Origin of the sequence: Pseudomonas sp. Xaverov 259 (assembly GCF_019352915.1) — a bacterium.
Classification (GTDB): domain Bacteria; phylum Pseudomonadota; class Gammaproteobacteria; order Pseudomonadales; family Pseudomonadaceae; genus Aquipseudomonas.
Genome location: NZ_JAAAFV010000018.1, coordinates 373,489 through 399,230 on the forward strand (window position 1 = coordinate 373,489; position 25,742 = coordinate 399,230).

Sequence of the window (25,742 nt, forward strand, 5' to 3'; positions counted from 1 at the left end):
GCCGCTCTGGACGCTCTGCGTCCGCTCCTAAAGGGGGTGTGACGCAGAGCGTCACTGGATGCATTCCCACGCGGAGCGTGGGAACGATCAGTAGTCGGCGCAAAAAAATGTGGGAGCTGGCTTGCCTGCGATAGCGGTGTAACAGTCGATACCAGCACTGACTGTTGGATTGCTATCGCGGGCAAGCCCGCTCCCACATGGGGTTCAGCGGTGATGCGGGTTACAGGTCCTGCAGAATATCCGCCATGTCATCGGCGTGTTCTTCTTCCTGAGCCAGGATGTCTTCAAAGATGCGACGTGTAGTCGGGTCTTTATCACCGATGTACTGGATGATTTCGCGATAGCTGTCCACCGCGATCCGTTCGGCTACCAGGTCTTCGTAGACCATCTCCTTCAAGGTGTTGCCGGCCACGTATTGAGCGTGGGAGTTCTTCGACAGCAGGTCGGGGTTGAACTCCGGCTCACCGCCCAGCTGCACGATGCGCTCGGCCAGTTTGTCGGCGTGCTCGGCTTCCTGGGTGGCGTGCTCCAGGAACTCATCGGCGGCGACACTGGCTTTCAGGCCGCTGGCCATGAAGTAGTGGCGCTTGTAGCGCAACACGCAGACCAGTTCAGTGGCCAGCGACTCGTTGAGCAGGCGGATAATTTCCTCACGGTCGGCGTCGTAGCCTTCGGTCACGGCGCCGTTTTCGACGTGCTGGCGGGCGCGGCTGCGCAGGGTGGCAACGTCGGTCAAGTTTGCTTGGGTCATCTCAATCTCCTGGTGCTAATCCGGTTTTGCGCCACGCTCTGTTGGCGTGATCACTCCAAGTTGTGAGTCTTGGCTGATGCAAAAAGTTTTATCGGATTTCACACCGCCTGGCCGGATAGCTCGGCTTCCTCCCGCACCCACTGGAAAAACGCCCGCACCGGCGGATGCCGCTCACGCCCCGGCACACACAAAGCGCTATAGCCGGCACCGCCCACACTGACCTGCGGCCGATAGGGCACCAGCAGGCCACTGGCGACGCTTTCGGACACCAGGATATTGCTCGCCAACACCAACCCTTGGCCGGCAATTGCCGCCTGCAGCGCGTAGTGTTCCTCGTCGTATTCGCGCAACGGACCCAGGCCAAGCCAGGCTTCACCCGCTTTGTCACACCAGGCTTGCCAGCCCAGGGCGTAGAGCTCGGAGTTGTGCCAGCGCACGCTGATCAAGGTCGGCGCCTGGATACTGGCGCGCGCGACCTGCTCGGGCGAGCCGTACACCGCGAAACACTCGTCAAACAGACATTGGCCGTACAGGTGCGGGTAATCGCCGAGGCTGTAGCGAATCACCAGGTCGACACTGGCGTCCTGCTGCAGGTCGACCACCTCACATTGGGTGTCCAGGCGCAGATTGATGTCCGGATGAGCGGCATAGAATCGCCCCAGCCGTGGCACCAGCCATAACGCTGCAAAGGCGGGCGTGGTCGAGACGGTGAGGTGCCCGGTGCTGCGTTGCGGGCGCAAGGTGTCGAGGCTCTGTGCCACCTCCAGCAAGGCACCATGCAGGCTGCGAAACAGCCGCTCGCCGCTGTCGGTCAGGCGCACCCGGCGTGGCAGGCGCTCGAACAACGGCACGCCCAGCCAGGTTTCCAGCGAGCGAATCTGATGGGATACCGCCGTGGGGGTCACCGACAGTTCCTCAGCCGCCGCCTTGAAACTCAGCAGGCGCGACGCGGATTCAAACGTGCGCAGGGCAGTAAGGGGCAGCGAGGAAAACATTTCAACTCCATGGATGAATTAATCTCATCTTGATTAACTATCGCTCATTTGTCGGTCATCACCCACAGCTTTAGATTCGCAGGCAGAAACGGTGACCATTCAGGTTGCCTGAGTCTACTCCGTGAAGGGTTTAACAGATGAAAAAAATGCTTGTGATACATGCCAGTCCGCGTGGTGAACGTTCGCACTCGCGGCGCCTGGCCGAGTCGTTTCTGCAGGCCTGGCAAGCCGCCAACCCCGGCGCCCAACTGACCCGCCGCGAAGTCGGCCGCGCCGCCATTCCCCATGTCAGCGAAGCCTTTGTGGCAGCCAATTTCTACCCTGAGCCGCAATCATTGCCGCAGGTGATGAAGGCCGATCTGCAACTCAGCGATCAACTGGTTGGCGAGCTGATCGAACATGAGCTGCTGGTCATCTCCATGCCGCTGTACAACTTCGGTGTGCCCAGCGGCCTCAAGGCTTGGATCGATCAGATTGTGCGCATGGGCCTCACCTTCGATATCACCCTGGACAGCCACGGCAACGCGCAATACCAGGCGTTGCTCAAGGGCAAGCGCGCGTTGATCATCACCAGCCGAGGCGGCAACGGGTTTGGCCCGGGTGGCGAGAACGAGGCGATGAACCACGCGGACCCGCACCTGCGCACGGTGCTGGGCTACATCGGGATCGACGACATCCAGGTGATTGCCGCCGAAGGTGAGGAGTCGGACAAAAGCGTGTTCCTGCGCGCCTGTGCAGAGGCCGAGCGCCAGTTGCACGATCTGGCCGGGCATTTCTAACGGCGCGGTCATGGGGCAGTCATGTCGGTTGGGCTAGGATGGCGTTATCGCTATTGTGACCTGGATGTTGCCCCATGCCCGATTCCCTCACCACGCGTTACCCCTTGGTGCTGGTACCCGGCATGCTGGGTTTTGTGCGCGTAGGCTTTTTCCCTTACTGGTACGGCATTGTCCCGGCACTGCAGGCGGGTGGGGCGCAGGTGTTTGCGATTCAGGTGGCGCCACTGGATTCCAGTGAGGTGCGTGGCGAACAGTTGCTGGTGCGCATTGAGCAGATCCGCCGCGAGACCGGCGCCGATAAGGTCAACCTGATCGGCCATAGCCAGGGCGCGCTCACCGCGCGTTATGCCGCCGCCATGCGCCCGGAGTGGGTGGCGTCAGTAACGTCGGTGGCCGGCCCCAACCATGGCTCGGAACTGGCGGACCATATCCACGCCCATTACCCGCCGGCCAGTGTGAAAGGCCGACTGATGAGCGCGGTGTTTCATCTGGTTGCCTGGGTGATGGGCCTGCTGGAAACCGGCTATCGCGGCCCGCGCTTCAAGGCCGATCTAGAGGCCTCGCACCATTCCCTGACCTGTGACGGTGTGGCCTTGTTTAACCGCCAGTATCCCCAAGGGCTGCCCGAAACCTGGGGCGGGCAGGGCGCCGAGGTGGTCAACGGCGTGCGTTATTACTCGTGGTCCGGCACCTTGCAGCCAGGCAAGACCGATCGCGGGCGCAACCTGCTGGACGGCACGAATCGCAGTTGCCGGTTGTTCGCCCGCAGCTTTGTGCGCGAGAAGGGCCAGTGTGACGGCATGGTCGGGCGCTACAGCTCGCACCTGGGCACGGTCATCGGCGATGACTACGCCCTGGACCACTTCGATATCGTCAACCAATCCATGGGGCTGGTGGGCAAGGGCGCGGAGCCGATTCGGTTGTTTGTCGAGCATTCCCGGCGGCTGAAGGCGGCCGGGGTTTAACCGGGAGACCGGGTTATCGTTCATCGCAGGCAAGCCCGACCTCGCGGCGCACCGGCGTCGTCCAACGCTCCGACAAAATCACCCCGCCCAAGGTCAGCAAACCGCCGACCAAGTGATACATCGCCAGTTCTTCCTTCAGCACCACTGCCGCAATCAAGGCGGTAATCAGCGGCAGCAAATTGAAAAACAGTGTGGTGCGGCTTGGCCCCAGGTGTTTGACCGAGTGCATCCAGGCCAGTGGCGCCAGCATCGACGCCAGCAAGCACGCGTACAGCACCAGCGGAATATTCGCCCAGCCCAAGCCGGCCTTGGCCGAGAACAGAAACAACGGAAACAGCACCACCACCGCCACCAGGATCTGCAAATACAGCAATACCAACGGCGGCAGGCGCAGTTGCCATTTTTTCAGCAGGGTGCTGTAGACCGCGTAGGCCAGGGTGGCGAACAGCATCATCGCGTCACCCAGGTTAAGCCCGTGTTGCAGCAATGCGCCGAGGTTGCCGGCCGAGACCACCACCACAACGCCTGCGAACGACAGCACCGCGCCGGTCAGCGCGCCTAAGGTGAGGCGTTGGCCGAGGCTGATGATGGCGGCAGTCAGCGACATCAACGGCATCAGTGAGAGGATGATGCCCATGTTGGTGGCGCTGGTCAGCGTCGCGGCGTAATAGGCCAGGCTTTGATACACCGCCATGCCCAGCACACCGAGGATGAAGATCTTGCCCAGGTTCGGGCGGATCAGCGTCCAGTTGGCCAGCACCGGCTTGAGCATGAACGGGGTAAACAGCAGCGCCGCCAGCAACCAGCGGTAAAAGCCGATTTCTGCGGGGAAGATCGAGCCCACGGCCAGTTTGTTGACCACGGTGTTGCCGGCCCAGATAAAGATGGCCAGCAGGGGATACGCGTATTGCATCGAAAGAAACCAGGTGTGTTGATGAGCCGGGATTATCCTCTGTCTGGATAGAAGCCTATACTGCGATCCAGACAACCGACCTCTGTATCCAGACAATATGACCAGACACACTGTACGCCTCGCGGATTTTCGCAGCCTGCCCAGCCCGGTGTACTTCCGCTACTCCGAATTCGCCCCCGACACCGAATGCACGCCGCACCGGCATGGGTGGGGTTCGTTGGACTATTCGGCCAATGGCGTGATGCGCATGGAAGTGGCCGGCAACCGCTTTATGTCGCCACCGCAGTACGCGGTGTGGATCCCACCCAATACCGAGCACAGTTCCTACAACGCCCAGGCGATTGTCTATCGCTCAGTGGGCCTGGCTCCGGAACTCTGCGCACAACTGCCGCAGGCGCCGTGCACCTTGGCGATCAGTGACATTCTCAAGGCGATCCTCAGCGACTTTGCCCAGCGTGACGTCAATATCCCGCAGACCGAGGCCGATACACGCCTGGCCCAGGTGTTGGTAGACCAGCTCAGGCAGGCGCCGATGCATGATTGCTTCCTGCCTTACGCACGCCACCCCGGGTTGCTCAGCGTACTCGAAGGGATGCAGGCCGAGCCTGGGGACAATCGCCCGTTGGCGCAGTGGGCCGAGCAAGTGCATGTGAGTGAGCGCACCCTGGCCCGTCAGTTCGTGCGTGAGTTGGGCATGAGCTTCGGCGAATGGCGCCAGCGCCTACGCTACCTCGCCGCCATCGAAGCCCTGGACAGCGACCGCAGTGTGCAACATGTGGCGTTTGACTTGGGCTACAGCACCGCCTCGGCGTTTATCGCCATGTTCCAGCGTCACGCCAGCTGCACCCCGGAGCAGTACCGCCGGTCGAATATTCGCGGGCGCTGAAGATGTAACAGGTTTTGACTACACTGCTGCGTAGGCCGTGCCCCTTTGGTGCGGTAACAGGGAGAAAACTCCATGAAGATGCTGCGTATTCCGTTGTTGATGATGGGCCTGCTGCTGTGTTCCCAAGGCTTCGCTGCCACAGCCCAGCAAAATAAAATGACCACCTGCAATGCACAAGCTTCCACCAAGACGCTCAAAGGTGATGACCGCAAGGCCTTTATGAAGACCTGCCTGTCGGCGCCGGCCGCCAACGATGCCAAGACCCTGACCCCGCAGCAGCAGAAGATGAAAGACTGCAATGCCACGGCGAAAACCAAGGCGTTGGCTGGCGATGCGCGTAAAACCTTTATGAGCACCTGCCTCAAAGGCAACTGATAGCGCCTATCTCCTGTGGGAGCGGGCTTGCTCGCGAAAGCGGTGTGTCAGTTTAGATGTACTGACTGATCCACTGCTTTCGCGAGCAAGCCCGCTCCCACACTGCCGGTGTTCGCCATTCAGACCTCTCGCTTGATTCCCTCAAGGCTGGCAGACTGCCCATCCTTTAACGCCGTTCGTTTTGAGGCTGTATGCCAACGTTTTCTCAGCGTCACGTGTTGTTGCTGGTCAGTTGCATCATCATTTTCGGCGGGCTCTTGCTGGTCCTGCCGCTCAAGCTGCTGCCGAGCCTGCTGGCCGGCCTGTTGGTTTATGAACTGGTCAACATGCTTACCCCGCAGTTGCAGCGACTGATTGAAGGCCGGCGTGCGCGTTGGCTGGCGGTGGCCTTGCTGGGCACCTTGATCGTCAGTGTGCTGACCCTGATCTTTGCCGGCGCCATCAGCTTCCTGCTCCACGAAGCGGAAAACCCTGGGGCTTCCCTGGACAAATTCATGGGCGTGGTCGACCGCGCGCGCGGGCAACTGCCGCCGTTCGTTGACGCCTACTTGCCCGCCAGCGCCGCCGAGTTTCGCGTGGCCATCGGCGACTGGTTGAGCAAACACCTGAGCGAACTGCAACTGGTTGGCAAAGACGCCGCCCACATGTTCGTCACCCTGCTGATCGGCATGGTGCTCGGCGCCATCATTGCCCTGCAGCGTGTGCCCGACCTGACCAAACGCAAACCCCTGGCCGCCGCGCTGTTCGACCGCCTGCACCTGTTGGTCCAAGCGTTTCGCAACATCGTCTTCGCCCAGATCAAGATTGCCGCGCTCAATACGGCCTTCACTGCGATTTTTCTCGCGGTCGTGTTGCCGCTCTGCGGTATCCACCTGCCCCTGACCAAAACCCTGATCGTGCTGACCTTCCTGGTCGGCTTGCTGCCGGTGATCGGCAACCTGATCTCCAACACCCTGATCACCATCGTCGCGCTGTCGCTGTCGATCTGGGTGGCAGTGGCGGCGTTGGGGTATTTGATCGTGATCCACAAGGTCGAGTACTTCCTCAACGCGCGCATCGTCGGCGGGCAGATCAGTGCCAAATCCTGGGAGTTGCTGCTGGCGATGCTGGTGTTTGAAGCGGCCTTCGGTCTGCCAGGTGTGGTGGCGGGGCCGATTTATTATGCGTATTTGAAGAGTGAGTTGAAGCTGGCGGGGATGGTTTAACTCGCCCGTTAGCTCGTTCCCACGCTCCGCGTGGGAATGCTGCCCTGGACGCTCTGCGTCCGCTGTTGAAGTCGTGACGCGGAGCGTCACAGGATGCATTCCCACGCGGAGCGTGGGAACGATCTACTCCATTGCGCCGTAGCGCTTGCTCGCCTCAATCGCCAGACCACTGCCGATACTGCCAAAGATATTGCCTTCCACATGCCGCGCATTCGGCAGCATTGCCGAGATGCTGTGACGCAGTGCAGGGATGCCGCTTGAACCGCCGGTAAAGAACACCGTGTCCACTTGCGCCACACTCACCGAAGCATCATTGAGCAATTGTGTGACGCTGTTGCGCACACGTTCCAGCAAGGCGTCGATGGACGACTCGAACAATGCCCGCGTCAGGTTTACGCTCAGCCCCGGCTCAACTCGGTCCAGCAGCACATGGCGGCTGTCTTCGTGGGTCAGCTGGATCTTGGTTTCTTCCACTTCCATGGCCAGCCAGTGCCCGGCGCGCTGTTCGATCAGCTTGAACAGGCGGTCGATGCCGCCGGTGTCTTCGATGTCGTAGCGCATGCTGCCCAGGGCCAGCTGGGATTTTTGCGAGTACACCGAGTTGATGGTGTGCCAGGTAGCCAGGTTCATGTGATGGCTGGTGGGCATGTAGGCGCCGCTTTTCATGCGGCTGCCGTAGCCGAACAGCGGCATCATGCCTTGCAGGCTGAGTTGTTTGTCGAAGTCGGTGCCGCCGATGTGTACACCGCCGGTGGCGAGGATATCGCTCTGGCGGTTGTCGTTGTGACGGCGGTCCGGCGACAGGCGCACCAGCGAGAAGTCTGAAGTACCACCGCCGATGTCGACGATCAGTACCAGCTCTTCTTTCTCGATGGTGGACTCGTAGTCGAACGCCGCCGCAATCGGTTCGTACTGGAACGAGATGTCCTTGAAGCCGATCTTGCGTGCCACATCCACCAGGGTGTTTTCGGCTTCCTGGTCGGCCATCGGGTCGTCATCGACGAAGAACACCGGGCGGCCCAGCACCACTTCTTCGAACTCGCGGCCGGCGTTGGCTTCGGCGCGGCTCTTGAGCTGGCCGATAAACAGCGCCAGCAGGTCGGTGAACGGCATGGCCGTGCCCAATACGCTGGTGTCGTGTTTGATCAACTTGGAACCCAGCAGGCTCTTGAGCGAGCGCATCAGCCGGCCTTCGTAGTTTTCCAGGTATTCATGCAGCGCCAGGCGACCGTACACCGGGCGGCGCTCCTCGAAGTTGAAGAACACCACCGACGGCAGGGTGATCTTGTCGTCCTCCAGCGCGATAAGCGTCTCCTCGCCGGGGCGGATCCAGCCGACGGTGGAGTTGGACGTGCCGAAGTCGATGCCGCAGGCACGGGCTGGGGATGTGTTGTTCATGTCTTCCAGGTTCCGGTTAAAAAACGGCCGCGCAGTGTATGTCACTCACGCGCAGATGCGTAGGCCGACTATCCGCTAAATCGTGCTTGAAAGCTGGGTATTTGCCCCCACATCTGTTGCATACGGCTAGCGCCGATAACACTTTGACGCACCCCCAGGCCACATTACTCAACAGGTGCAAAGCAGCGCACGTTGTGCCCCGGGCTGTGCGATCTCGATTAAGGATGGTGAACTGCCGATGGATTTCAAAGACTATTACAAGATATTGGGTGTCGAGCCGAGCGCCGATGACAAGGAAATCAAGGCCGCCTATCGCAAGCTCGCACGCAAATATCACCCGGACGTGAGCAAGGAAAAGGACGCCGAAGAGAAATTCAAAGACGCGTCCGAAGCCTACGAAGCGCTCAAAAGCGCCGACAAACGCGCCGAGTACGACGAACTGCGTAAATACGGCCAGCATGGCCAGCCGTTCCAGGGCCCGCCGGGCTGGCAGAGCCGTGGCGGTTTTGGCGGTGGCCAGGACGCGGGCGATTTTTCGGACTTCTTCAGCTCGATCTTCGGCGCGCGCGGCGATGCCTTTGGTGGCGGCCAGCGCCGTCCTACCGGGCGCAAAGGCCAGGATGTGGAGATGCAACTGTCGGTGTCCCTTGAGGAAACACTGTCCACCGAGTCCAAGCAGATCAGCTTCCAGGTGCCGCAATACGATGCGTCTGGCCGGCATGTCAGCAATACCGTCAAGAGCCTGAATGTGAAGATTCCGGCCGGTGTGGCCGATGGCGAGCGCATCCGCCTCAAGGGCCAGGGCGCACCGGGTGTGGCCGGTGGTGCCAATGGCGACCTGTACCTGATCATCAAGTTTGCGCCGCACGCTAAATTTGAGGTGGATGATGAAAACCTGACCATCAAACTGCCGCTGGCACCGTGGGAACTGGCGCTGGGCGCCGAAATTGCGGTGCCGACCCTTACCGGCAAGATCAACCTCAAGGTGCCGGCCGGCAGCCAGAACGGCCAACGCATGCGCGCCAAGGGCCACGGCTTGCTGAACAAGGCCGGGCAACGCGGCGACCTGTTTATCCAGCTCAAGGCCGTGATGCCTAAAGTGGCAGACGATGAGGTCAAGGCATTGTGGCAGGCGCTGGCTGAAAAGGCCGCGTTCGACCCCCGTGAGAACTTCTGAACCAGCTGACCCGGTGAGTTTTCGAGCCTGCTAAATAGTTAGCTCCAGCAAAAAAACTCACTGCATAGGATGACAATCTTTCTCACGACAAGGTTGTCATCCTATGCTCGAACTTCAGGTTATTGCCCCCACCACGCTCCCGCCCGGTGAGCAGGGAAAACACTACGAGCTAATCAAACAGGCGATCCCGTCCTGCCTGGTCATCAGTTCGCCCGAGCGGCGCCAGGCGCTCAAGCAGACACCCGCGAATATTCCCTCTTGGTACGACACCACGTCTCAAGCGCAAAAGGATCAGCTCAATACACTGCTGGAAAGCCGTTGCCACGCCCTGAATGAACTGGAGAAATCCCTAAGCAAAGTCCAGGCGCTGGAAGCATTCGCCCAGCCGTTACTGGAAGCGGCATTAAAGGCGGCCGGCCATGCACTGGATGTCAATCAAACCTGGTTGCGCCTGTATGTGCCGGTTGAGGACGCCTTTGGCAGAAAAACCGGGGGGGTCAGGGGCAAGACGTTCTCCTTGCTCAAGGCTGCCCTGGGCAACTTTGAGGCGCGGGAGGCTAAGAAGGATTTTTTCGACAGTGCCTCGGGATTTATCACCCCGCCGGATACGCTTGGGCACTTTGAACGGCATGCCACGACCCTGAAAATTCATGAGTTCGCCCAGCTATGCCGTGGCCTTGATTTGGGGCGTCAATACCAGGCTTATCTCAGGGCGCAGTTGAGACCTAATGATGTACGGGCCCGCGCCGAGTTCCGGGATCGCTCCATCCGCCACCAGAAAGATGCCTTCAAGGCGGCGGCGTATCTGGCCTTGCTCAAGGGCGATATCGGTGCCACCGATTACGCACTGCTGATGCGCGTGGCGGCGGGTGAAAAGGACATCATGGTCGATAACCAGGCGGTCGGTTACCGCTGCTTGAGCCTGATGAACCTGCACCTGCATGACTGCCTGATCATCGACCCCTGCGCCAAGCAGCGTTATTCGTGCTGGGTGATCGCCTACATCCCTGACCACCCCGATCATCCCATCAAGCGTTATGAAACGTTTAATGAGTTTCGCAACGAATTGACTGATCGCCTGACCGCGAGCACCAGCCAGGGGGCCGACCGTTCGAAGGGTGTACAAACCACGCAGTACCAGGAGTTTTTTGCCCGGTTTGTCGCCGATAAGGATCGCGCTTACTACTACCGCAGGCTGACCGAGCTGGCGGTGGATGCGCCCCCCCAACCGTTCGGCTCACAGTGGCTGCGCTCGGAATGGGGGCGTTTACTCACGGCCCCCTCCTTTACCTCCGGCTCGTCGCTGGGGGAGCCGCAACCGTCTGTGCGCGTTCCGATAACCGCCCCCGAATTCAACATTCAGGCCATCGAAATCGCCGGCCTCTGGCGGGCTGCGGACCTGTGGGTGTATCGCCATGCCAGCCTGCGCACGCGACTGTTTAAAGATGCCCAAAACCAGGCCGTGAGCACTGAGGAGGCTGACAAGGCATCCAGTTCCAGGCGCGCCGCCCATTACCTGAGTATCGGCATGTTCGGCCTGAACCTGGTGGGGATGGCCGTCCCACCCTTGGGCTTGGTGATGGCCGGGGTGATGGCTGGCCAGCTGCTTTCCGAGGTCTTTGAAGGCGCGACCGAACTCAGCGAAGGCGACCGCGAGGCAGGTTGGGCGCACGTCACTGATGTGATAGAAAACCTGGCCACGCTGGCGGCGCAGGCGGTGGCGTTCCACTTCACAGTGTCACCGTTCATTGAACGGCTCAAAGCCGTCACGTTGCCCGGTGGCAAGACTCGCCTGTGGAAGCCTGACCTTGCCCCCTATAAGGTGCCTGTCGAACTGGCCGCAGGTGCCAAGCCAGACGCTTTGGGCCTTTACTCGCACGACGGCCAGTTGATTTTGCCCCATGAGGGTGACCACTACCGGGTCGGGCAGGACTCCGTCACCGGCCAGTATCGCATCCAGCACCCCAACCGCCCTGGTGCGTATGAGCCGCTGCTTGAACATAACCATGCTGGCGTCTGGAACCATGAGTTCGAGCAGCCGCTGACCTGGGACAAGCCGACCCTGATGAGGCGCCTGGGGCTGGAACAGCGTGGGCTTGACGCCCAAACGCTGGAACAAGCCCGTATGGCCAGCGGTGTCGAGGAAGACGTCTTGCGCCAGACTTTTGTTGTGCATGACCCGGTGCCCTTGTTGTTGGAGGACACGATCCAGCACTTCAAGGCTCATCAGGACCTGACGACGTTTGTCGAGCAAATGAAAAGTAGCGACCCGGCTGTCTATGCCCAGAGCGACCCCGTGCTGCAACTGCAAATCATGCGTCGACGAGGGATGTTGCCTGATGCGCCGCTACGGGTCAGGGTCAGTGGCAGCAACAGCAGGGTGCTGTGGGAGGAGACCTTCGGGGACGCCTCCAGGCGCGTAGTGGAGGTCAGTGAAAGCCAGTTGGCGGGCGGTGAGTTGCTCAATCAGGTGCTGTACAGCTTGCAAGGCGTGGACCCCGCGCTCAGGGAAATCCCTGGCAGTGCCGAAGAGTCGCTGGCGGTGCGGGCCGGCAAGCTGCGTGAACACATCGCCAATGTCGTCGATACCTTTAAGGGCTCGCTGGTCGAAGAGCGCTACCAAGCCTTGAATGCCACGAACGATCCTGATGTGCGCCTGGTCATGGCGACTTACCCCAGGCTGCCGGCGTCGATGGCCACTGAGTTGCTCAGAAGGCTGAGGGCTGAGCAGTTGCAGACCTTTCGGGATACCGGGTTTCTGCCCGAGGAACGTATTGAACAGGCGAGGTGGCTTGAGCAGGAAACCCGGGTATCGCGTGCCTATGAAGGCCTGCACCTGGACACTCTGGCAAGCATCGACAGCCAGCGCCTCGCCTTGCGCACTTTGGAAACCTTGCCTGGATGGCAGCGTGGAACGCGGGTGGAGTTGCGTCACTACTCGGCCCAAGGCACGTTGCTGGATGCTATCGGTTCCCCGGATTCAACCACCACCAAGGCCCTGGTGCTCAAGGACAATGGTTTGTTCGAGGCGCCCATGCCCAGGGACTTCTTTGGGGCAACCTGGGACCTGTTGTCCACCGCCGAACGCCAGAGCCTCGGGTTCACCGATGCACAGCAGTTGAAGACAGCGATCCAGCAATCGCCTTTGCCTCGTGAGCCGCTGCGCACGGTGTTGCTGGAGCATCCGGTGCGCAAACCGACGATTGATTCGACGCTGAGATTACTCGGTGGCGGCGGCGGGTCCAGCCGACAGGCGGCCAGTGATGTCGATAGCGATGTCGATTTAATACACGAGAAGGTCACCGATCTGTTCCCTTTGATGGACGAGGAGGCAGTCAATGCGTTTGTCCGCACTTTGGGCGACGACGTCGAGGGTGGGTTGAAACACTGGAAGGCTGAGTTCAAAACGTTTACGAGGGAGTTGGATGCCTGGGTTTACGCCAGTGGGCCGCCGCGTGCTGATGGTTGGGATGCCGATTTTCCCGGTGCGTCCGATATCGCGCGCGAGATCAAGAGTCACTGGCGGCTTATGAGTGAAGGCCCCCTGAAGCTGATGATGAGGGGCGATCTGGAACTACCACTGCTAAGCGTCGACTTCAGCCATGTTGAGGGGCTTGAGATCTACGGTAGCGGCTGGACCGGCAAGACTGATGCTTTCCTTACATCGTTCACCCACGTCAAGCATTTGGCCCTGATCGGTTGCCGGCTTACCGAGTTACCCAGTGCTATCGGTGAAATGCGCTACCTGACTTCGTTGAACCTGACCGGTAATAATCTTGAGTTGACTCCACCAACCAGCCGTATGCTGAGCAACCTCAGCGCCCTTGTCACGCTTGATCTGCGCAGCAACCCGCTGGGTGCTGCCCCCGATGTCAGCGGTATGCCAAATCTGGTGGAGTTGAACCTCAGTAACACGCAGATTGAGCAGTGGCCCTCGGGATTAACCGCACTGACTGGATTGAGACGTGTCGATTTGTCCGAAAACCGCCTGCAGGAGGTTCCACCACAGCATTTGACACCACCGCCTGAGCAGCTTGAAGCGATCGTTCGGACAAACAACGTCGTCATGCTTGAGCACAATAAGTTTCCTGCCGACTATTGGCAGCAGTTCGATCGCTACTGGGAGACCTTGACGCGCACGCGGTCCGAACTTTTGCAAGGCGCCCTTGATGGCGCCTTTGACAGTGGTAATCCAAGGCTCAGGGTCATGCAGGAACTCTATCCCGACAACAGCGTGCAAACTTCTCGGAAGATGATTTGGGCGCTGGGCGAGCGCGCCGATGCAGAGTTGGCCCAGCGTGAGCAGGAATTCAAAGCGTTCAAGCGTCAGTTAAAAGCCTGGAACCTCTCCAGCGAGCGTCAGAGTAACGAGCGCGTCGGGCGAAATGAGCGTCTGCTGGAATTCAACGATCGTGATCGCGCCAGGCAACGCATCATGAGCTGCTGGAGGGCGGGTAATCCCCTCGTTTTGAGCAACGACGCCACACTCATCGACGTCGAACTGGACCTCAGTGGGTTGCGCCTGTCGAGCCTGCCCGACCTTGGCGCGAATTTCATTCGCCCGACGTCACTGAAACTGAACCGCCTGAACCTGCGTACGTCACCAGAAGGTTTCCTGGCGCACTGCCAAGGTGTGCGCTGGCTGGACATGTCGGATAACCATTTGTTCGAGTTGCCGCCAGCCGTGGGGAATATGAACGAGTTGGCCCGTTTGTCGCTGCAAAACAACCGAATCCGATTGACTGCCGAGTCGGCTGCCTTACTGTCCTCGCGAGCGACACTCAGTGACTTGATGCTCAATGATAACCCCCTCGGCCTGACGCCGGATTTCAGCCAAATGACGGATTTGCGTACCTTGCAGATGAAAAATACAGGGATTGATACCTGGCCTGCGGGGTTGGTTGAACGAACGAACCTGCTATGGGTAGATCTGAGCCAAAACAGTATTACCACTATCCCGGACTCAGTCATTGCACCGTCGGATGAGCAATTGGCGCAGACGGAGCGCGTGACTCGTGTGACGGATATCGGCGAGAACCCTTTGACCGAGCAAACCCGGCAACAAGTCCGCGAACACAGCCGGCGCCTTGAGGAGGCTGGGCTGATGTCTGAGGGTCTTCCGAACATGCTCCGGTTGACGGCTGATATTGCCCCTAACCGTGTGGCCCCCACAGCTGGCGCGCAGGATCCATTTCTGCGTTGGGCCCAAGGCATGTCCCCGCAAGACGCGAGTAGCAAACGGCTTCTATGGGGGGCATTGGAGCGCATTCCGAGGGCCGCCCCGTTTTTTGACATCCTTGAGCGTCTGGAACCGACTGTCACCGACCACGCCGACATGCAGCGCCGCGTCTGGGACGTGATCGAAAGCATCACCCAGGACACCGCCGAATCGGAAACCCTGCGCACGGAACTCCTCGACCTGGCCGGCGAGCCAGGGTGTTGTGACCTTGCGGCTTTCTCCTTCAGTAACCTGGAAGTGCGCACGCTGGCCTACAAGGCTCGTTTGCAAGCCACGGATCAGACCCAGGGCCTACAATTGGCAAGGTTATCCAGGGGCTTGTTCCGCCTGCACGAAGTGGACAAGATCGCGTCGGCGGATATCCAGCGCAGCGAAGCCATCGTCAATGACCCCAACGTGTCGGCGGACGACAAGTTGCCCCATACCCAACGCCTGGCCGAAGAGGTTGAGATCCGACTGGCGTACCGTTACGGCCTCAAGGATCGGCTCCAGCTACCGGGGCAGCCGCAGAAGGTCGTGCATACCAACTTGGGCGACGTGACCTCATCAATGCTCGATATCGCCTATGACACGATCAAGGCCCTGGATAATTCTGCGCAAGAGTTTCAAGCGCTGCTGTCCAGGGACTTTTGGCAGGATTACCTGAAAGGCAAATACCCCGTGCAATTTGACGAACTGCGCAACCCGTTTCACGATCAGTTGGAGGACTTGCGCAGCAGGTTTGAATCCAAAGCGATCACCGAGGCTCTTTACACGCAGAGGGCCAGCGAATTGCAGGCGCAATTGCAGATTAGAGAAGCCGCGCTGATCGAGACACTGACCCGTCAGGCGTTGCTTGAGCATCCGCTGGACGTGGCTGAGGTCGTTACCTAAAACAAAAAGTAGCGCTGGGCCATGGGCAGCACATCGGCCGGTTCGCACCACAACAACTGGCCGTCGGCCTTGACCTGATAAGTCTGCGGGTCAACCTCGATATCCGGCAGGTAGTCGTTGTGGATCAGGTCGCTTTTCTGCACATCGCGGCAGCCCTTGACCACGGCAATCTGCTTCTTCAACCCCAGGGCCTCGGGCAAGCCGGCGTCCTGGGCGGCCTGGCTGATAAAGGTCAGGCTGGTGGCGTGCAGCGAGCTGCCGAAGCTGGCGAACATCGGGCGGTAGTGCACCGGCTGCGGTGTGGGAATTGAGGCGTTGGCGTCACCCATCAGGCTTGAGGCAATCGCGCCGCCCTTGAGGATCAAGGTCGGTTTGATGCCGAAGAACGCCGGACGCCACAACACCAGGTCGGCCCACTTGCCCACTTCAATCGAGCCGACGATGTGGCTGACGCCGTGGGTGATCGCCGGGTTGATGGTGTACTTGGCGATATAGCGCTTGGCGCGGAAGTTGTCATTGCCCGGGCCGTCGCCGGGCAAAGGGCCGCGCTGCTTTTTCATTTTGTCAGCGGTCTGCCAGGTGCGCGTGATCACTTCGCCGACACGGCCCATGGCCTGGCTGTCGGAGCTGATCATCGAAAACGCGCCGAGGTCGTGCAGGATGTCTTCGGCGGCAATGGTCTCGCGGCGGATGCGGCTTTCGGCGAAGGCCACATCTTCGGCGATGCTCGGGTCCAGGTGATGGCAGACCATCAACATGTCCAGGTGCTCATCGATGGTGTTGCGCGTGAACGGCCGCGTCGGGTTGGTGGAACTGGGCAGCACGTTGGCGAAGCCGCAGGCCTTGATGATGTCCGGCGCGTGGCCGCCACCGGCACCTTCAGTGTGGTAGGTGTGGATGGTGCGACCCTTGAGCGCGGCCAGGGTGGTTTCGACGAAGCCGGATTCGTTAAGGGTGTCGCTGTGAATCGCGACCTGCACGTCGTACTCGTCCGCAACGCTCAGGCAGTTGTCGATGCTGGCGGGCGTGGTGCCCCAGTCTTCGTGCAGCTTCAAACCGATGGCCCCGGCCTTGACCTGCTCGATCAAGGGTTCCGGCAAGCTGGCATTGCCTTTGCCGGTAAAACCGATGTTCATCGGGAACGAATCGCTGGCTTGCAGCATGCGCGCCAGGTGCCACGGGCCGGAGGTGCAGGTGGTGGCGTTGGTGCCGGTGGCCGGGCCGGTGCCGCCGCCGATCATGGTGGTGACGCCGCTGGTCAGCGCTTCTTCGATCTGCTGCGGGCAAATGAAGTGCACGTGGCTGTCGATGCCGCCAGCAGTGAGGATCATGCCTTCACCGGCAATCACCTCGGTGCTGGCGCCGATGGCCATGGTTACGCCGGGCTGGATATCCGGGTTGCCGGCCTTGCCGATCGCATGAATGCGGCCGTTTTTCAGGCCAACGTCGGCTTTGACGATGCCCCAGTGGTCAATGATCAGCGCGTTGGTGATCAAGGTGTCGACCACTTCATGGGCGAGCAACTGGCTTTGACCCTGGCCGTCGCGGATGACTTTGCCGCCGCCGAATTTGACTTCTTCGCCGTAGACGGTGAAGTCCTGTTCGACTTCGACGAACAGGTCGGTGTCGGCCAGGCGGACCTTGTCACCGACGGTGGGGCCGTACATGTCGGCGTAGGCTTGTCTGGAAATCTTCATGTGCGTATTCCTTGATCGTTCCCACGCTCTGCGTGGGACTGCATCCGGTGACGCTCTGCGTCACGACTTTAAGGGCGGGACGCGGAGCGTCCCAGGCGGCGTTACCACGCGGAGTGTGGGAACGATCAGTCGAGGTCGCCCATGATCCGTCCGGCAAACCCGAACACCCGCCGCCCGCCGCTCAAATCCACCAACTCGATGTCGCGGCTCTGCCCCGGCTCAAACCGCACCGCCGTGCCCGCCGGAATATTCAACCGCATGCCACGGCTGGCGGCGCGATCAAAGGTCAGCGCGTCATTGGTCTCGAAAAAATGGTAATGCGAGCCCACCTGGATCGGGCGGTCGCCGCTGTTGGCCACGCTGAGGGTGACGGTGCGCCGGCCGACATTGAGTTCGATGTCGCCAGGCTGGATCTGATATTCACCAGGAATCATGCAGGTTGCCCCAGGGTCTTGAAGTAGATGGCGGTCGGGGTGTAGCGCCCGTCCGGGCTTTGGCAGTAGTTGGGCAGTTCACCGATTTTGGTGTAGCGCAGCGACTGGTAGAAGGCTTCGGCGCCGGAACCGGCCTCGGTGTCCAGGTACAGCAGGCCGCGCTTGTGCTGGCGCGCGGCGAGTTCCAGGGTGTTCATCAACTGTTGGCCCAGGCCATGGCGGCGGGCGCTGCTGTGTACCAGCAGCTTTTGCACTTCGGCGCGGTTCAGGCCGTTGGTTTTCAGGCAGAGCGCCAGTTGCACGCTGGCGATGACTTGTTCGTCGCGTACCACCACCCACAGCAGCAGGCTGCCTTCTTCGATACTCGCCTGCACGCCGCTCAAATAGGTGCGGGCCTGGGCTTCATCGAAGTCGGCCATAAAACCGACTGAAGCGCCGTGCTTCACCGCGTCCAGCAACAGCTCAATCAAACCCAGGCGGTAATGGGCAAAACTTTCAGCATTGACTCGACGCAGTTGCGTAGCGCTCATCGATCTCACTCCTTGGGCGGTTCGGCGCCCGGGTTCAATGTCAGTTGCATAAAGGTCAGGTCCAGCCAGCGGCCGAACTTGATGCCCACTTGCGGCATGTGCCCTGTAGTGATGAACCCCAGGCGCTCGTGCAGGCGGATAGATGCCAGGTTGCCGCTTTCGATGGCCGCGACCATCACATGCTTGCCACAGGTTTTGGCGCGCTCGATCAAAGCTTGCATCAGGCGCGGGCCGAGGCCTTTGCCGCGTTGGTCATTACGCACGTACACCGAGTGCTCAACGCTGTAGCGAAAACCTTCGAACGGGCGCCAGTCGCCGAACGAGGCGTAGCCGGTGACTTCATCGTTTTCCACCGCCACCAGAATCGGATACTGCTGTGCCTGGCGTGCCGCGAACCAGGCTTGGCGGTTGGCCAGGTCCACCGGTTGCTCGTTCCAGATTGCCGTGGTGTTGAGCACCGCATCGTTGTAGATGTCGCGGATCGCCGGCAGGTCTTGCTCGGTAGCATCACGAATCATGGCCGGGCCTCACGCGATTGGCTGGTGGACAGTCACCAGCTTGGTGCCATCGGGGAAGGTGGCTTCCACCTGGATGTCCGGGATCATTTCCGGGATGCCTTCCATCACTTGCTCACGGGTGAGCAGGGTCGTGCCGAAGTGCATCAGCTCGGCCACGGTGCGGCCATCGCGGGCACCTTCCATCAGCGCGGCGGAGATATAGGCGATGGTTTCCGGATAGTTAAGCTTCACGCCACGCGCCAAGCGGCGCTCGGCCACCAGGCCGGCCGTGAAGATCAGCAGTTTGTCTTTTTCCCGTGGGGTCAAATCCATGGTTCAAGGTCTCTCATAGAAAGCATTCTTAACTACATCAGAGGTCAAAATGTGGGAGCGGGCTTGCTCGCGAAAGCGGTAGATCAGTTAAAGATGCGCCGACTGACACGCCGCATTCGCGAGCAAGCCCGCTCCCACCTGTTGATCTTCATGTGCTCCAGATTCGTGGTGCGACGGCTTCTCGCCCCAGCACTGCCGGACGCAACAGCCGCCATAAATCAATCAACCAACCCCGCGCCAGCAGCGCCTCACTGGCCAGGCAGCGGGCGACCAGCAAGCCGGGCAGTTGGGTCAGGTCGCCGCGCACCGCGTGGGGCAGGGCGCGGCAGGTTTCCAATAATTGAGGGTCTATATCGCCGGTCAGCAGCAACGTCGCAAACACCGGCTGCCCGTCCAGCCCGATGGGCGAGTCGAGCAAACCGTCGGCGCCTACAATGCGCTGGCGCTCATGCCAGAGCAACTGGCCGTCGCGGCGAATATCCAGCTGCGATTGAAAGTGGCCCAGGTCAAAACGTTCACCACTGGCCGGGCGGCCAAGGGCGATCACGTCCCAGTAGAACAGCCGGGCATCGCCTTGCAGGTCGATGCGCGTGCTGAGTTCGGCCTGGGCAGCGCTGAACACGATGGTTTCCTGGGGCAGCCATTCCAGGGTCGCACCAGCTTCCACGGTGAGGTCGAGTGTTTGATAGGCCGGGCCGCTGGCGCGATACCACTTGGCCGCACCGGGGCTGGTCAGTTGCGCCCATGCGCCTGCACCCACGTGTGCACTGATGTCCAGGCGGTCCCCGCCGGCTATCCCGCCTGGCGGGTGGACGATGATGTGCTGGCACACCTCGGGGCCTTCGGCGTACAAGTGCTTTTGCACCCGCAGCGGGCCGAGGTGGCGGCGCATTACCGGGCGCGTGGTGTCGCCGAAGCGCGCGTAGCCGAGTTCCAGCTCGGCATGCCAGCTGGGGGTGAACAGGGCAGGGGTAACGGGCAGGTTCATGTTTTTTTACTTATCGTCAGGACACAACAGATTAAATCGTAACCAGCCCGCGCACACCCTCGCTTTCCATATTTTCACCTCGGCCCTGCTGCACGATTTCACCACGAGACATCACCAGGTACTGGTCGGCCAGTTCGGCGGCGAAGTCGTAGAACTGCTCCACCAAAAGGATCGCCATATCGCCGCGCGCCGCGAGCTTTTTGATCACTGCACCGATCTCCTTGATGACTGACGGCTGGATGCCCTCGGTGGGCTCGTCGAGAATCAACAGGCGCGGGCGGCTGGCCAATGCGCGGCCAATTGCCAACTGCTGCTGTTGACCGCCGGACAGGTCGCCACCGCGCCGATGTTTCATCTGCAGCAATACGGGGAACAGTTCATAGATAAACGCCGGGACTTCCTTGGCTTCGGAGCCTGGGAAGCGCGAGAGCCCCATCAACAGGTTTTCTTCCACTGTCAGCCGCCCGAAAATCTCCCGGCCCTGGGGCACGTAGGCGATGCCCGCGTGTACGCGCTGGTGCGGTTTGAACCCGGTGATGGCCTTGCCTTCCCAATTCACCGCGCCGTCTTTGGCCGGCAGCAAACCCATCAGGCATTTGAGCAAGGTGGTCTTGCCCACGCCGTTACGGCCGAGCAGGCAGGTGACTTCGCCGATCTTCACGTCAAATGAGGGCCCGCGCAGGATGTGGCTACCACCGTAGTACTGGTGCAGCTTGTCGACTTGCAGCATGTTCAAAACCTCCTCAATTGATCGTTCCCACGCTCTGCGTGGGAATGCATCCCGTGACGCTCCGCGTCACACAGCGGACGCAGAGCGTCCAGTGCAGCATTCCCACGCGGAGCGTGGGAACGATCAGATAAAGCGTCAGCGACCGAGATAAACCTCAATAACGCGCTCGTTTTCCTGCACCTGCGCAAGCGACCCTTCGGCCAGCACGCTGCCCTGGTGCAACACGGTCACGTGGTCGGCAATCGCGCCGACAAACCCCATGTCGTGTTCCACCACCATCAGCGAATGCTTGCCCGCCAGGCGCTTGAACAGCTCGGCGGTGAACTCGGTTTCGGCGTCGGTCATGCCCGCCACGGGTTCGTCCAGCAGCAACAGTTGCGGGTCTTGCATCAGCAGCATGCCGATTTCCAGGAACTGCTTCTGCCCGTGGGACAACAACCCCGCCGGGCGCTGTGCCGAGGCGGTCAGGCGGATGGTATCGAGCACTTCCTCGATGCGGTCTTTCTGCTCACCGCTCAAGCGTGCGCGCAGGCTGGCCCATACCGACTTGTCAGTCTTTTGCGCCAGCTCCAGGTTTTCGAACACGCTCAGGGCTTCGAATACCGTGGGTTTCTGGAACTTGCGGCCAATGCCGGCCTGGGCGATCTGCACTTCACTCATGCTGGTCAAGTCCAGGGTTTCACCGAACCAGGCCTTGCCATGGCTGGGTCGGGTCTTGCCGGTGATCACGTCCATCAGCGTGGTTTTACCCGCGCCGTTGGGTCCGATGATGCAGCGCAGTTCGCCGACGCCGATGTACAGGTTCAAGTCATTGAGTGCCTTGAAACCATCGAAGCTGACGCTGATGTCTTCCAGGGTCAGGATGGTGCCGTGGCGGGTGTTCAGGCCCTTGCCGGCGGCCTGGCCGATACCGATGGCATCGCGGCCGCTGCCCGCATCGAAAATAGGTTCCAGCATGACGTTCCTCATTTCTTCAGCAGGCCGATGATGCCCTTGGGCAGGTACAGCGTGACGATGATGAACAGCGCCCCGAGGAAGAACAGCCAGTATTCCGGGAAGGCCACGGTGAACCAGCTCTTCATGCCATTGACCACACCGGCGCCGAGCAACGGGCCGATCAGGGTGCCACGCCCGCCCAGGGCCACCCACACGGCGGCTTCGATGGAGTTGGTCGGCGACATTTCGCTGGGATTGATGATGCCCACTTGCGGTACATACAACGCGCCGGCCAAACCACACAGCACCGCACTCAACACCCATACAAACAGCTTGAAGCCACGCGGGTCGTAGCCGCAGAACATCAGGCGGTTCTCGGCGTCACGCAACGCCGTGAGCACGCGGCCGAACTTGCTCTGCGCCAGGCGCCAGCCGGTGTACAAACTGGCGACCAGCAACAGTACGGTGGCCACAAACAGCACCGCCCGGGTGCCCGGCTCGGTGATGCCAAAGCCCAGAATGCTGCGAAAGTTTGTGAAGCCGTTATTGCCGCCAAACCCGGTTTCGTTGCGGAAAAACAGCAGCATCCCGGCAAAGGTCAACGCCTGGGTCATGATCGAGAAATACACGCCCTTGATCCGCGAACGAAAGGCGAAGAACCCGAACACCAACGCCAATAAACCGGGTGCCAATACCACCAGGCACATGGCCCAGAGGAAGTGCTCGGTGCCGACCCAATACCACGGCAATTCGGTCCACGACAAAAAGGTCATGAACGCCGGTAACTCATCGCCGGACGCCTGGCGCATCAGGTACATGCCCATCGCATAACCGCCGAGGGCAAAGAACAAACCGTGGCCGAGGGACAACATCCCCGCATAGCCCCACACCAGATCCAGCGCGAGGGCGACGATGGCGTAGCAGAGGATCTTGCCCACCAGCGTCAGGGTGTAGGCCGAGACGTAAAACGGATTTGCCGGCGACAGCAGCGAGCACAAAGGCAGCGCCAGCAGCAGGACCAAAATCACCGTACCCACCGCTATCGTGATCTTGGGGCCGGCCTTTTGCGCGGCGGTAAGCATCAATGGCTGGTTCATCAGTCGATCACCCGTCCTTTCAGTGCAAAGAGTCCTTGCGGGCGTTTCTGGATAAACAGAATGATCAGCGCGAGGATCAGGATCTTGCCGAGTACGGCGCCGATCTGCGGTTCAAGAATCTTGTTGGCGATGCCCAGACCGAAGGCGGCCATCACGCTACCGGCCAACTGGCCGACGCCGCCGAGCACGACCACAAGGAACGAGTCGATGATGTAGCTCTGGCCCAGGTCCGGGCCGACGTTGCCGATCTGGCTCAGCGCCACACCACCCAACCCTGCGATACCGGAACCGAGGCCAAAGGCGAGCATGTCCACACGCCCGGTGGGCACGCCGCAGCACGCGGCCATGTTGCGGTTCTGGGTGACGGCGCGCACGTTGAGGCCCAGGCGCGTCTTGTTCAGCAACAGCCAGGTCAGCACCACCACGCACAGCGCGAAGGCGATGATCACGATGCGGTTGTACGGCAGCACCAGGTTGGGCAGCACTTGAATGCCGCCGGACAACCATTCGGGGTTAGCGACTTCGACGTTCTGCGCACCGAACACCAGGCGCACCAGCTGGATCAGCATCAGGCTGATGCCCCAGGTGGCCAGCAGAGTTTCCAGCGGCCGCCCGTAGAGGTGGCGAATCACCGTGCGTTCCAGTGCCATGCCAATCGCGGCAGTCACAAAGAACGCCACCGGCAGCGCAATCAGCGGATAGAACTCGATGGCGGCCGGCACGTAGCGCTGCATCATCAGTTGCACCACGTAGGTCGAGTAGGCGCCGAGCATCAGCATCTCGCCGTGGGCCATGTTGATCACGCCGAGCAGGCCGAAGGTAATCGCCAGGCCAAGGGCCGCGAGCAGCAGGATCGAACCCAACGACATGCCGCTGAAGGCCTGGCCGAGAATCTCGCCAAACATCAATTTGCGTTTGACCTGGGCCAGGCTGGTCTCGGCGGCGGTGTGCACGGCGGCATCGGTTTCGACACCGGGCGCCAGCAGTGCCTCAAGGCGTGTGCGCGCCAGCGGGTCGCCGGTGCCGCCCAACAGGCGTACGGCGGCGAGACGAATGACCGGGTCGGGGTCGACCAGTTGCAGGTTGGCCAGGGCCAGGCTCAGCGCGGTGTGCACGGCCTCGTTGGTCTCGGCGGCCACTTGCTGGTCGAGGAATTTGAGCTGCGCAGGCTGTGCGCTTTTCTGCAGGGTTTGCGCAGCAGCGAGGCGCACCTTGGGGTCGGCGGCGAGCAGTTGCTGGCTGGCTTGCACGTTGTCGATCAGGCCGCGCAGGCGGTTGTTCAGGCGCACGGTTCTGGTTTCGCCGTTGACGCTAAGTTGGCCTTGTTGCAGCGCGTCCACCAACTCGATGCGCGCCGGGTCAGGCTGGGCGGCCCAGTCCTGGAGCAGCTTGGCTTGTTGCATCGGGTTGGCGTTGATGAAGTCTTCGGCGTCGCTGGCGTGTGCGGCGAAGGGCAGCCACAGCAGTGCGGCGAGGATGAGGCGGTAAAGGGCAGTGGGCATAAAGGTTTCCTATAGATCGTTCCCACGCTCTGCGTGGGAATGCCGCCTTGGACGCTTTGCGTCCGCGTTGTGACGCAGAGCGTCACGGGATGCATGCCCACGCGGAGCGTGGGAACGATCAGCGGATCAGTTGCTCTTCACGGCATAGTCCGGCTTCTTGTCGTTACCCGGAATGAACGGGCTCCACGGCTGGGCGCGGATCGGTTTTTCGGTCTGCCACACCACCGAGAACTGCCCGTCGGCCTGGATCTCGCCGATCATCACCGGCTTGTGCAGGTGGTGGTTGGTCGCGTCCATGGTCAGGGTGAAGCCCGACGGCGCGGCGAAGGTCTGGCCGGCCATGGCTTCGCGCACTTTGTCGACGTCGGTGGACTTGGCCTTCTCAACAGCCTGCGCCCACATATGGATGCCCACGTAGGTGGCTTCCATCGGGTCGTTGGTCACGGCTTTGTCCGCGCCCGGCAGGTTGTGTGCCTTGGCATAGGCCTTCCAGTCCGCCACGAATTTCTTGTTCACCGGGTTCTCCACCGACTGGAAGTAGTTCCAGGCGGCGAGGTTGCCCACCAGTGGTTTGGTGTCGATGCCGCGCAGTTCTTCTTCACCCACGGAGAACGCCACCACTGGCACGTCAGTGGCCTTCAGGCCCTGGTTGGCCAGCTCTTTGTAGAACGGCACGTTGGAGTCGCCATTCACGGTGGAGATCACTGCGGTTTTGCCACCGGCCGAGAACTTCTTGATGTTGGCGACGATGGTCTGGTAATCGCTGTGGCCGAACGGGGTGTAGACCTCTTCGATGTCTTTATCGGCTACGCCTTTGGAGTGCAGGAACGAACGCAGAATCTTGTTGGTGGTGCGTGGGTACACATAGTCGGTGCCGAGCAGGAAGAAGCGCTTGGCGCCGCCGCCTTCTTCGCTCATCAGGTATTCCACTGCCGGGATCGCCTGCTGGTTCGGCGCCGCACCGGTATAGAACACGTTCGGCGACATCTCTTCGCCTTCGTATTGCACCGGATAGAACAGTAGGCCGTTGAGTTCTTCGAACACCGGCAATACCGATTTACGCGACACCGAGGTCCAGCAGCCGAACACCACGGCGACCTTGTCCTGGGTCAGTAACTGGCGGCCTTTTTCGGCGAACAGTGGCCAGTTCGAGGCCGGGTCCACAACCACTGGCTCCAACATTTTGCCGTTCACACCGCCCTTGGCGTTGATCTCGTCGATGGTCATCAAGGCCATGTCTTTAAGCGAGGTCTCGGAGATCGCCATGGTCCCGGACAACGAGTGCAGGATGCCGACCTTGATGGTCTCGGCGGCCTGGACGGTCCAGGTCAAGCCCATGGCGGCAATGGATGCCGACAAAGTGAAAGCCTTGATCAAGCTACGACGCTGCATGGTGCGATCTCCGTAAACCGATAGTTTTTTATGGGGCAGATATTCAGCAC

General features: G+C 60.7%; 22 protein-coding genes. 7 read left to right on the forward strand and 15 right to left on the reverse strand.

Going from position 1 to position 25,742, the window contains the following annotated elements; translation table 11 throughout:
* Positions 1-220 precede the first annotated feature (220 nt).
* Together K0H48_RS04690 and K0H48_RS04695 are read right to left on the reverse strand one after the other, a co-directional pair.
* Complete coding sequence (locus tag K0H48_RS04690) at positions 221-751, reverse strand: bacterioferritin (protein ID WP_017136789.1); 531 nt, start codon at positions 749-751, stop codon at positions 221-223.
* Positions 752-849: 98 nt separating this feature from the next.
* Complete coding sequence (locus tag K0H48_RS04695) at positions 850-1,746, reverse strand: LysR substrate-binding domain-containing protein (RefSeq protein WP_219266575.1); 897 nt, start codon at positions 1,744-1,746, stop codon at positions 850-852.
* Positions 1,747-1,883: 137 nt separating this feature from the next.
* Between K0H48_RS04695 and K0H48_RS04700 the strand changes: the two genes are divergently transcribed.
* Together K0H48_RS04700 and K0H48_RS04705 are read left to right on the forward strand one after the other, a co-directional pair.
* Positions 1,884-2,525 (forward strand): FMN-dependent NADH-azoreductase, encoded by a 642-nt coding sequence (locus tag K0H48_RS04700; protein WP_219266577.1) that lies wholly within the window; start codon positions 1,884-1,886, stop codon positions 2,523-2,525.
* Between the two features lie 74 nt (positions 2,526-2,599).
* On the forward strand, positions 2,600-3,490 hold the full coding sequence (locus K0H48_RS04705; RefSeq protein WP_219266578.1) for a triacylglycerol lipase: 891 nt from the start codon (positions 2,600-2,602) through the stop codon (positions 3,488-3,490).
* 13 nt (positions 3,491-3,503) lie between these two features.
* Here K0H48_RS04705 and K0H48_RS04710 read toward each other — a convergent pair whose 3' ends face one another.
* A complete protein-coding gene (locus K0H48_RS04710) occupies positions 3,504-4,403 on the reverse strand; it encodes a DMT family transporter (RefSeq protein ID WP_219266579.1) in 900 nt (299 codons plus the stop codon).
* A 97-nt stretch (positions 4,404-4,500) separates the two neighbouring features.
* On the opposite strand from K0H48_RS04710, the gene K0H48_RS04715 reads away from it, so the two are divergent.
* The 3 genes from K0H48_RS04715 (at position 4,501) to K0H48_RS04725 (ending at position 6,869) form a co-directional block, all read left to right on the forward strand.
* The gene (locus K0H48_RS04715) at positions 4,501-5,289 is read left to right on the forward strand and encodes a helix-turn-helix transcriptional regulator (RefSeq protein WP_219266580.1); all 789 of its coding nucleotides are present in this window, start codon (positions 4,501-4,503) and stop codon (positions 5,287-5,289) included.
* A 72-nt stretch (positions 5,290-5,361) separates the two neighbouring features.
* Positions 5,362-5,664 (forward strand): PsiF family protein, encoded by a 303-nt coding sequence (locus K0H48_RS04720; protein WP_065930644.1) that lies wholly within the window; start codon positions 5,362-5,364, stop codon positions 5,662-5,664.
* Positions 5,665-5,855: 191 nt separating this feature from the next.
* A complete protein-coding gene (locus K0H48_RS04725; protein ID WP_056860493.1) occupies positions 5,856-6,869 on the forward strand; it encodes an AI-2E family transporter in 1,014 nt (337 codons plus the stop codon).
* A 123-nt stretch (positions 6,870-6,992) separates the two neighbouring features.
* Here the strand turns inward: K0H48_RS04725 and K0H48_RS04730 are convergent, their stop codons facing one another.
* Positions 6,993-8,267 carry an Hsp70 family protein gene (locus K0H48_RS04730; RefSeq protein ID WP_219266582.1) on the reverse strand — a complete coding sequence of 425 codons (1,275 nt, stop codon included), beginning with the start codon at positions 8,265-8,267 and terminating at the stop codon, positions 6,993-6,995.
* Between the two features lie 238 nt (positions 8,268-8,505).
* On the opposite strand from K0H48_RS04730, the gene K0H48_RS04735 reads away from it, so the two are divergent.
* Together K0H48_RS04735 and K0H48_RS04740 are read left to right on the forward strand one after the other, a co-directional pair.
* Positions 8,506-9,444 (forward strand): DnaJ C-terminal domain-containing protein, encoded by a 939-nt coding sequence (locus K0H48_RS04735; RefSeq protein WP_219266584.1) that lies wholly within the window; start codon positions 8,506-8,508, stop codon positions 9,442-9,444.
* Positions 9,445-9,547: 103 nt separating this feature from the next.
* Positions 9,548-15,556 carry a DUF6543 domain-containing protein gene (locus K0H48_RS04740; RefSeq protein WP_219266585.1) on the forward strand — a complete coding sequence of 2,003 codons (6,009 nt, stop codon included), beginning with the start codon at positions 9,548-9,550 and terminating at the stop codon, positions 15,554-15,556.
* On the opposite strand, the gene ureC is transcribed toward K0H48_RS04740, so the two are convergent.
* From ureC to urtA, 11 genes are all read right to left on the reverse strand, one after another.
* A complete protein-coding gene (gene ureC, locus K0H48_RS04745) occupies positions 15,553-17,253 on the reverse strand; it encodes an urease subunit alpha (RefSeq protein WP_219266587.1) in 1,701 nt (566 codons plus the stop codon). The genes K0H48_RS04740 and ureC overlap by 4 nt on opposite strands.
* Before the next feature lie 125 nt (positions 17,254-17,378).
* On the reverse strand, positions 17,379-17,687 hold the full coding sequence (locus K0H48_RS04750; RefSeq protein ID WP_099487950.1) for an urease subunit beta: 309 nt from the start codon (positions 17,685-17,687) through the stop codon (positions 17,379-17,381).
* Positions 17,684-18,217: a GNAT family N-acetyltransferase gene (locus tag K0H48_RS04755; protein WP_219266588.1), complete on the reverse strand. Its 534-nt coding sequence runs from the start codon at positions 18,215-18,217 to the stop codon at positions 17,684-17,686. The genes K0H48_RS04750 and K0H48_RS04755 overlap by 4 nt, the downstream gene beginning before the upstream one ends.
* 5 nt (positions 18,218-18,222) lie before the next feature.
* Positions 18,223-18,735: a GNAT family N-acetyltransferase gene (locus K0H48_RS04760; RefSeq protein ID WP_219266590.1), complete on the reverse strand. Its 513-nt coding sequence runs from the start codon at positions 18,733-18,735 to the stop codon at positions 18,223-18,225.
* 9 nt (positions 18,736-18,744) lie between these two features.
* Positions 18,745-19,047 (reverse strand): urease subunit gamma, encoded by a 303-nt coding sequence (gene ureA, locus K0H48_RS04765; protein WP_003217383.1) that lies wholly within the window; start codon positions 19,045-19,047, stop codon positions 18,745-18,747.
* Between the two features lie 148 nt (positions 19,048-19,195).
* A complete protein-coding gene (locus K0H48_RS04770; RefSeq protein WP_219266591.1) occupies positions 19,196-20,035 on the reverse strand; it encodes an urease accessory protein UreD in 840 nt (279 codons plus the stop codon).
* Between the two features lie 31 nt (positions 20,036-20,066).
* The gene (gene urtE, locus K0H48_RS04775; protein ID WP_219266593.1) at positions 20,067-20,765 is read right to left on the reverse strand and encodes an urea ABC transporter ATP-binding subunit UrtE; all 699 of its coding nucleotides are present in this window, start codon (positions 20,763-20,765) and stop codon (positions 20,067-20,069) included.
* A gap of 135 nt (positions 20,766-20,900) precedes the next feature.
* A complete protein-coding gene (gene urtD / locus K0H48_RS04780; protein WP_178112708.1) occupies positions 20,901-21,734 on the reverse strand; it encodes an urea ABC transporter ATP-binding protein UrtD in 834 nt (277 codons plus the stop codon).
* Complete coding sequence (urtC, locus tag K0H48_RS04785; protein WP_138450633.1) at positions 21,731-22,798, reverse strand: urea ABC transporter permease subunit UrtC; 1,068 nt, start codon at positions 22,796-22,798, stop codon at positions 21,731-21,733. Before urtC ends, urtD begins: the two co-directional genes overlap by 4 nt.
* The gene (gene urtB, locus K0H48_RS04790) at positions 22,798-24,300 is read right to left on the reverse strand and encodes an urea ABC transporter permease subunit UrtB (RefSeq protein WP_219266595.1); all 1,503 of its coding nucleotides are present in this window, start codon (positions 24,298-24,300) and stop codon (positions 22,798-22,800) included. The genes urtC and urtB overlap by 1 nt, the downstream gene beginning before the upstream one ends.
* Before the next feature lie 126 nt (positions 24,301-24,426).
* Positions 24,427-25,692: an urea ABC transporter substrate-binding protein gene (gene urtA / locus K0H48_RS04795; RefSeq protein WP_219266597.1), complete on the reverse strand. Its 1,266-nt coding sequence runs from the start codon at positions 25,690-25,692 to the stop codon at positions 24,427-24,429.
* Between the last annotated feature and the right edge of the window lie 50 nt (positions 25,693-25,742).